General features: G+C 48.3%; 1 protein-coding gene and 1 pseudogene. Both read right to left on the minus strand.

The genetic code is table 11. The features are described 5' to 3' along the window. On the minus strand, positions 1-2,352 hold a 2,352-nt coding region (locus tag GRP75_RS23860), incomplete at its 3' end, for a GAP1-N2 domain-containing protein (RefSeq protein WP_160790556.1). Next, positions 2,349-2,660 (minus strand): annotated as a pseudogene (locus GRP75_RS23865) (hypothetical protein); the annotation flags it as partial. The pseudogene GRP75_RS23865 and the gene GRP75_RS23860, both read right to left, overlap by 4 nt.

Below are 2,660 nucleotides of genomic sequence, written 5' to 3' on the forward strand. Positions count from 1 at the left end.
TGCTTTAAGGCCACCTAGCGTACCTGCAATGACAATCAGCACAATCCCGGAAATCACCCCACCTTTACGGAAACGACGAAGTGTTTTGACCAACGGCGTGTCCGTCTCCCGCTTTGCTGCCAAATAGAAATTTTTAAAAGCAGGCTTTGCAGGTTCAAAATATTGACGCCACAGCGTTTTTTTGTGCAATCCCTCTCGTCCTTCCTTTTGGAAGAATAGAAGTAGCGCACGTCGATACGCCGGTTCGAAACCGCCACGTGGAGTAGCAAACTCGGGGTGTTCCTCTGACCATCGGATAAAACGGTACATCGTATCGTTATCCTTCGCCCATTTGCGGATCGAACCGACTAGGCGAGCGAAGTCCAATATTCCTTCTCCCGGCCCGTCAGAACGATAGAAAGCAGGCAACAGACGGGCAAAATGGCCTTCCGCAAGCTGCTGGGGCAGCCAGCCATAAGCCCAATCCTGTACCTTTTCTACTTCGCCAGGCTCCAGGCCGTCCAGCACCGACGGTTCCGGTTCCTCCGTATTAAACCAATCGTAAGCCGCAATCAATCGCACTGCTTGTCCCTTGAGAGGAGCAGGCAGTTTTCCAACCCACTGCACCAAATCGGGCCGTGTGAAAAAGGGAATCTGTACGACCTGATCGGGTGATATTTCTTTTAGCTCTACTTCAGTAAGTAAATACCGATCCGACGCTTCCTGCAAGCGCTCTGTTAGTCCAGATTGCTCCAGCGGGGACAGTTTGCCTCCGGCAGAGCTGCTGTCCCATTGACACAAGCGTTGGTGAATGGCAGCCACAGCCTCTACTGGTTTTCTTTCGGCACGCAGTCTGCCCATTAGCGCAGATTCTGCCAAAAGCTGAAAATCGGCATTCGCCGACACTTCGATATACCGACTGCCCCATTCGTGCACAACAGCCAGCAGTCCCTTGGCATCCGGTGTTCTTTTCATCTGACTGTCCATGTAGGGAATGAACAGCATTTTTGTAAGTGCTGGATTACCCAACACTTTCGTAAAATATGCCTTGCCTAATGATGGATTTTCTTCAATCGTATGATAAATATACGTAACTGCTTCCGTATTTCTGGCAGTATAAGCATTGTTTAGCGAACGGATTAAATATTCCACCAACCGATTTTCGCTGCTGCGTGCATGAACTTTATAATAGTCCTTGAAACTATCGACCAGACCTACGTCTGGAATATATCCATCCTTCACCCGATCAAATTCATGATCAAAAAACGACAGAAACAGATCATTCAGCCTCATTTTACGTGGCAGCGCATCGGGTGGCGATAAATAATCAGTCAAGCTTCGTAACACAGCGATTCGTTGTTCGTTGTATAATGCCCGCTCTCCCTGCTCAATTCTGTACAACGTAATGAGCTCATGATAGCTGGATGGCGTCAAATCACGCCCGGCCTCCATACCTGTCAGCATTTGCTCGGCAAATTTGAAGAAATCGTCCGGCGTCTCACCATTCAGCAACGTACGGACAATCCAGTCAAAATACGGCTGTCTCACCTGCTCTGCATCCACATTAAGTATTCGACTATGGTTAGACAGGTCAAATACAAAGTCCTTTTCCACATTCCGATCACCGGGACGCAAACTAAAAGGCTCAACGAACATCAAGTGAATGCCTTTTCTGCTGTTCGGTTCCTGTGCATATGTAAGAAATCCGAGTCTGTTACGAAATGCATAAGGCAGTGCCGCATACAGCACACCCAGTAGCTGCTTGGCTGAAGATCCGACCGCTTCTACAGGAACATTCAGCGCTACATATACCTTTTTGCGACCTGCTGCGGACATCATGACTGCGTATAAAAGCTGTTTGAACACTTCTTCGCTCAGCTGTAATTGAGTCAGCACTGTAGACGGGTCAACAGCCGGAAATACACTTCCACCCGGTAGACGCTCCAATTCCGGCAAATCCGTTCCCTGCTCAATATCATAGGTATCAACAAAGGATGTGTTCAGCCACTGCTTATAGTCAGACGGAGATTCACCATGTCCGGCTGGAATCACATAGTTGTGCGTGAAAAAGGCGCTCCGCAGCCCAGTAAAATCCGCGGCCTTATAAATACTGCGGCCAAGCACTACATCCCCGGACTCCGTCCGTACCAGATGTATAGCTTCCGGATAGACGCTTTCCTGTTTCTCACCACGCGCCGTCAAAGCAGCAGGCGCATCATATACACATAAGGGATGGAGCACCTTTTTAATAAAAGAAGCATCCAATCCTTTGGAATTAGCCACTGTATCGAAGCCTTCCGTAGAACGGAAAATACCACGCCGTTCCCGTGTGTACATCTGCTGTTGTATTAAATGAGAGGTAGAATAACTCACTGTGATTCTCTCCCCTCAATGTACTTCAACTTATAAAGCAGCCAAATGAATGGCTCATCCACACGGATCGGACTAACCAACCCTTGCAGCTTTTGCTCCACCGGATTGCTACCCAGCGCGGAAACTGCGAAATAGGCCGTATCCGTAAAATATACATCCATCGTGCCCTTGAACGGCTTATCCACCTTTTCGATGAAGCGTCGAACTTCGCCATCAATGTTCGCGAACTCATCCAAATCCATATATTTGCGATGCTCCATCGGATTAAAAATATTGCTGTTCGTCTTGATGTACGTGCCTTCTTCATC

It is taken from the genome of Paenibacillus sp. OT2-17 (assembly GCF_009827695.1).
GTDB lineage: Bacteria > Bacillota > Bacilli > Paenibacillales > Paenibacillaceae > Paenibacillus > Paenibacillus polymyxa_B.